This window comes from Nitrosomonas supralitoralis (assembly GCF_003011925.2).
GTDB classification, from domain to species: domain Bacteria; phylum Pseudomonadota; class Gammaproteobacteria; order Burkholderiales; family Nitrosomonadaceae; genus Nitrosomonas; species Nitrosomonas supralitoralis.
In genome coordinates this window covers 56,801-63,283 of sequence record NZ_PXXU01000017.1, presented here as the reverse complement: position 1 = coordinate 63,283, position 6,483 = coordinate 56,801, and the positions used below count along the sequence as shown (strand labels likewise).

Annotated in this window: 2 protein-coding genes and 1 pseudogene; 1 reads left to right on the top strand and 2 read right to left on the bottom strand. The window is 42.7% G+C overall.

The features are described from left to right. A pseudogene (locus tag C7H79_RS07430) lies at positions 1-643 on the top strand (glycoside hydrolase); the annotation flags it as partial. A 202-nt stretch (positions 644-845) separates the two neighbouring features. On the opposite strand, the gene C7H79_RS07425 reads toward C7H79_RS07430, so the two are convergent. Then, positions 846-3,287, bottom strand: coding sequence for an ATP-binding protein (locus tag C7H79_RS07425; protein WP_106706658.1), 2,442 nt, complete (start codon positions 3,285-3,287; stop codon positions 846-848). A gap of 939 nt (positions 3,288-4,226) precedes the next feature. After that, positions 4,227-6,482 carry an ATP-dependent Clp protease ATP-binding subunit ClpA gene (gene clpA, locus C7H79_RS07420; RefSeq protein WP_106706657.1) on the bottom strand — a complete coding sequence of 752 codons (2,256 nt, stop codon included), beginning with the start codon at positions 6,480-6,482 and terminating at the stop codon, positions 4,227-4,229. Position 6,483 lies beyond the last annotated feature (1 nt).

Here is a 6,483-nt window from a genome sequence, read left to right as displayed (position 1 = left end):
TCCCCAAGTACGAGATCGTTTGATCGCCTTATTCAAGGCACTGGGAGAGCGCTACAATTCGCATCCCTACTTTGAAGGTATTGGTATGATTGAAAGCGCTATGGGGCAGCCCCTGGAGCCAATATCAAGTACTCAAGCGAATGAATTTTATGCAAATATGATTCAGGTGAACCAGAAGATGCGCTTGTTTTTTCCCAATACAATGACGATTCAGGAAGTAAATTATCCGCGCCCAATTCTCAATTCACTCGTAACCCAACTCAGGGATATGGGAGCAACACTGAGCGGTCCAGATACTTTTCAAGACGAAAAAGGTTTGAATTTTAAAGCGACTCAGTATGATCCCAACCAGGGAGTTTATAATTACTATTCAGATTATTCTGGCATGATGGCTATGGCACCGCAGGTTATGCGGAAAAATTATGAAAATACGAGAAATGATGGAACAGGTTATAAGCCAACTGTTGCAGAGATTCTGGTTTTCGCACGCGACACCCTAAAAGCCAATTACATTTTTTGGTCACGGATTCCGAATTACTACGATAAGGTATTGGAAGTATTAAACTGGACTGAGCAAAGAAGCGACCCCGCTGGTGGGTTGAATCCCGTTTGCCCGACCGCTTACTCGTCATGCGCTAACTGACAGTTCTCATTGAGAAATTAACGATGAAGCCTATGCTTAAAAAGCATAGGCGAACTACTAGGAATTTTCGCATCTCGTTAATAAAAGCCCATCTTGATGCTTAACTTCTTCATAGTAACCACCCAACATCATCACCAATAATGACTAAACTTTAACAATTGATGCGATAGGGGGTACTGACTCAACAAAAAACTACTTACCATTATTTACCCGACCGCGTCGGCAATCGTCGATGTTCATTTCTAGGATGTTGTAACAACTGACAGGCACGACGGAAAGTTAGCAAAGTTTTTTGTGCAAAACCCAGAACCGTATCGGACGAATAACCATTTACTCGGCCTTCTGCGCTAAGCCCCGTTGGCATCCCCGTCAATAGCTCCAATCCCTCTGCAACGTGCTGCATCGTATAAATTGCAAATAAACCTTGCTCTACGGCTTCAATAACCGATTGATTCAACATCAAATGCGGTCGGTTTTGAAAAGGAATCAATACCCCTTGTTCACCGGTCAAGCCCATTTTTTCGCACAGTCTGAAATAACCTTCTATCTTGTCATTGATACCTCCAACCGGCAAGACTTCGCCATATTGATTCAATGCGCCTGTCACTGCAATACTTTGCTTTAGTGGCACCTCTCCCAGAGACGACAATAAAACATAAAATTCTGCACAAGATGCGGAGTCTCCTTCGATACAAGTGTATTCCTGCTCAAACACAATCGACGCACTGAGCGCAAGAGGTGCAATATGAGCAAATAATCCCGTCAAATAGCTTTGCAATATCAACATGCCCTTATCATGGATTGGCCCAGACATATCCACTTCACGCGCAATATTAAGCACTCCTTCTTCTCCCGCGAATGAACGCGCTGTGATACGCACCGGAGTACCAAAACTGTGGTCGCCCAGATCAATCTGCGTCAGTGCATTGAGTTGACCTACTTCCGCGCCTCGCACCACTATACCGATTTCGCCCTCAAGGATGGTTTCCTGCAAACGCAAATCTGGATAATTATGGCGCAGCATGCGCGCCTGAAGTGCTGCTGAAACATCCATTACTTCCACCACACGACCTTGACGTTTATTACAAAATGTAGCACTCTCGAGCAACAGCATTTCTGTTCGTGCGAAGATAGCACTCTGACGTTTTTGGTCCTCCACTTCCCGGTGCGACTCTTCCAGCAAACGCGCAACCGCAGCCGCCGAGAAATGCGGCAGTTGTGCTGCAGCACAGACATTCGCCACAAGTACAGCAGAAGCCTGATAAGTTTTCGTGCTGGCGATAAAACTTGCAGCAAAATCAACCTTCACTCGGAAACGTCGCATGAACTCTGGATCGATTTCCTGCAAGTCATAATATTCATTTCGTGACCCGATAAGAATAATTTTTACATTCACCTCTACTGTCTCAGGCTCCAGGGACACAGACGCATTGGAAGTCAATGCTGAGCCAGGTTCTTCGATTTGCAATTGTTTACTGCGCAAGAATCGCCGCAGCTTTATCCATAAAAGGTCATCGGTCAGCAAATCATCCAGGTGCAACATAAGAAACCCGCCATGCGCTTCTAGCAAGCTGCCGGCACGAATGCGCATAAAATCTGTTTTCAGCTTGCCATTTTCGAATTGATAATCAATACTGCCAAACAATGCATATGCGGAAGGATTGTCCTCGATAAGAACCGGAGCGCCCTGCACATCCGCATTATCCACCACCAGATTAACCTGATAATGGGAAAATATTCGATTTAATTCAATCTGCCGTTTTTCTTCCTCGATATTATCCGTCTCAAACAATGTTAAATTATCGAGAATATCCGATTCTATCTGCGCAAAAAAATCCTTTAACCGGTTGTTGTGCCTTAACTGTTGCAGCAGTCCTTGCTGGACCTTCTTTAACGCAAGCTTCAATAGGGGTTGCACAAGATGCCGTTGTAGCGCCATCAATGCAATATCCCTTTCTTTCTTCATTCCTTTGAATTCTTCAAAATACTGCGCAATCATTTCACGCAATGACTGCTCTGCCTGCTCTATTTCAATCCTGCGCTCCTTGGGAAGTTTTAATAAATTTTCTGCTGTGAGAATTTCACCCTTCTCATCCAGCAAGGTAAAAACGATCTGCTCGTCGTCACGATGTATGGTGAAATTCAGTGATTCGGCAAACTTATCCAGCTTGCTGTAAGCCTGGTCAGTAACGATTTTAAACTTCTTTTCGATGTGATCACTATGAAGCTTGAAATCCTGCCCATTCAAACACTGCGTAATATCGCTCGGTAACGATTTCGTCAATTGTAGTAGCGACTGACGGAGCACCCGGCCTTGCCCAGAAGGTAAGTGCAAAGCCAGCGGCTTCTCCGGTGCGATAAAATTGTACAAATAACACAAATCTGGCGCCGACTGCCTCTCAGTAGCTGCAGCAACCATCGCTTGATATAATAAGGTAGTGCGTCCAGATCCCGCTTCTCCCAGCACAAACAAATGATAATCCGGCTGCATCATGCTCAAACCAAAGCGAGCCGCTGCTTCTGCCCGCTCCTGTCCAATCCACGATAACGGGTGTTGCAATAATTCCGAAGTATCAGAAAATCCCAGTAAGTCCGGGTTTATGGTAATACGTAATTGGGTTGGATCTAAAGCGTGATTCGGCATGATTGAGTTTATGACTATAAGGCAAGAGTATTTCTCGAATTTCCTGTATTGTACCTTAGGGACTACTCTGTCACTAAGCAATCCGCTCAGTCCATTTTTCTATTAAGAATGATCCCGCGTTTCACCGCAAACCTGAATTATTTGCTTAGTCCAAATTTTCCTTCGAATCTATTTTATGAAGATGCGGATTCAAGTAATAACTGCAATCAAACTACCTAGCACAGCACGCAAATCGACTTGTAGTCCAAAAAATAATCGTTCGGCGATCGGTTTCCCCCACTCATAGCTTGCTTAAGCTTTTCATTATTCACCTGATTGGAGTCGATTTATTTTGTGAAATGTTGCTAATCAACTCATTTGGGTTTTCATGTCTGAATAGGCACATTCGGTAGTATAAGGAGGATAGACTTTGATAACTTGCTTAAAGAAAGCTGGCGAGGATCTTGTATTTTATCTGGCAAAATGGCGGCAAACCGTTCCCGCAGGAAATCATCGATAGCCACGAATAGACAATCTCTGGAAAACGTTTTGTTCTAACCTATAAGCAGCGACGGACGGTTCACTCCGAATTTTTCTTGCAAGAAACGCTTGCAGTTGATTTTATCGGCGCGAATTCCTGCTTTCGGGATCGCTCAATGACTTTATAGATAGTCAGCCGGGATACCTGTGCCATTGAGCTAATGCCGTAATGCTCATTGCCCTGTTCCACACAGTCGCCATATCCGTGTCGAGCTAATAGCGTTAAACGTGTGCTTCTTTGTATATTTATGCTTAAATTCTCTCAAAAAATTGTGAGTGAAATATAATAAGCTTGGTCAAAAAGCAACTTCTCAATAAAAAAAACAGGAAAAAGCTCGTATAATGTGCTGACATCTCTCCAGAAAACACAATCAAGCGGATTTCTCTCGCATAGGATGCAAAATCAGCCCATTGATCAAATCAAATAACTGCTGTTTCTTCTTCAAATAACAGGATTACTTTGTTATTACTATCCATATCAACAGTTACCTTACCACCATTAACTAAGCGCCCAAACAATAGTTCGTCGGCTAACGCACTACGAACTGTATCTTGAATTAGGCGCTCCATAGGCCGCGCACCCATTAACGGATCAAATCCATGCTGCGCAAGATATCTACGTAATCTCTCGGTAAATGTTGCTTCAACTTTTTTCTCCTGAAGTTGATTCTCAAGTTGAATCAAAAATTTATCAGACACCCGAAAAATAATTTCCTGATCCAGGGAAGAAAATGAAATAATTGCATCAAGTCTATTACGAAATTCAGGAGTAAATAGCTTCTTGATATCAATCAATTCGTCACCAGCAGTGTTTGATTTCGTAAATCCAATTGAAGGTTTTGTGAGTGCTTCAGCGCCTGCATTTGTAGTCATGATAATAATCACATTTCGTAAATCTGCTTTACGTCCATTATTATCCGTCAACGTTCCATAATCCATAACTTGCAGAAGAATATTAAAGATATCTGAATGCGCTTTCTCAATCTCATCCAATAATAAAACCGAATAAGGATGTTTAATCACAGCCTCAGTTAATAACCCCCCCTGATCATACCCCACATATCCAGGCGGGGCACCGATCAATCGCGATACCGCGTGACGTTCCATATACTCGGACATATCGAAACGATGCAAATGAATACCCAGCGCATAGGCTAACTGCCTTGCCACTTCAGTTTTCCCAACACCAGTCGGGCCCGTAAAAAGAAAAGAGCCAACCGGTTTTCTTGGATTACCCAACCCGCTTCTTGCCATCTTAATGGCTGCTGTCAATGCATTAATTGCATTGTCTTGACCAAAAACGACCGCTTTCATATCACGCCCCAGAGTTTTCAATTTACTACGATCGTTTGTAGAGATGCTCTGGGATGGAATTCTTGCAATCTTAGCGACCACACTTTCAATCTCGCCTTTACCAATAATCTTGCGCTTCTTCGATTTCGGCAACAACCGCTGCGCAGCACCGGCTTCATCAAGGACATCTATGGCTTTATCGGGCAAATGCCTATCATTAATATATCGTTCCGATAATTCTGCAGCAGAAACCAGCGCACTGCTGGTATATTTAACTTTGTGGTGTTGTTCATAGCGTGATTTCAAGCCTCTTAAAATAGCTACTGTTTCATCCACACTAGGTTCGTTAACTTCTATTTGCTGAAAGCGCCTCGATAATGCATGATCTTTTTCAAAAATCCCACGATACTCACTAAATGTTGTAGCGCCAATACAACGCAATTGCCCTGTATTTAAAATAGGTTTCAGTAGATTTGATGCATCCAGAACTCCACCAGAAGCAGCACCAGCACCAATAAGCGTATGAATTTCATCAATAAATAAAATAGCCGCGGGATTATCGGTTAATTGTTTTAATAAAGTTTTTAAGCGTTGTTCAAAATCTCCCCGATATTTCGTACCAGCTAGCAAAGCCCCCAAATCGAGTGAATAAATCTGATGTTTCAAAAGTAACTCAGGGACATTTTCCTCAACAATTCGCTTTGCTAGGCCTTCTGCAATCGCAGTTTTCCCTACACCAGCCTCACCAACCAACAATGGATTATTTTTACGGCGTCTACATAGGGTTTGTATAACGCGCTCAATTTCTTTTTCACGACCCACCAAAGGATCAATTTTATTTATTAGTGCCAAGTGATTCAGATTTACCGTGTAGTTCTCCAGCAAACCAGCAGAATTTAATTCATGCTCCGTATCGTCTTCACTTCCTGTTTTAGTATCATTCTCATGCGACACTTTCCTGATGTTGTGTGAGATGTAATTAACCACATCCAAACGTGTCACCCCTCTTTGATGTAAGAAATAGACCGCATGCGAATCTTTCTCACCAAATATCGATACCAACACATTAGCACCAGTTACTTCCTTCTTCCCAGATGACTGAACATGCAATATGGCACGCTGAATAACTCGCTGGAAACCTAGTGTAGGTTGCGTATCAACCTCTTCATCACCTTTTATTACTGGAGTATGACGTGCTATATGATCTAACAATATTGCTCGCAAATCTTCTATATCTACTAAACAAGCATTTAATACTTCAGCGGCGCTTACATTATCCAGCATCGCCAGTAACAAGTGTTCTACCGTAATAAATTCATAACGCTTTTGTCTTGACTCTACAAATGCCATATGCAAACTAACTTCCAAATCTGGTGCGATCATT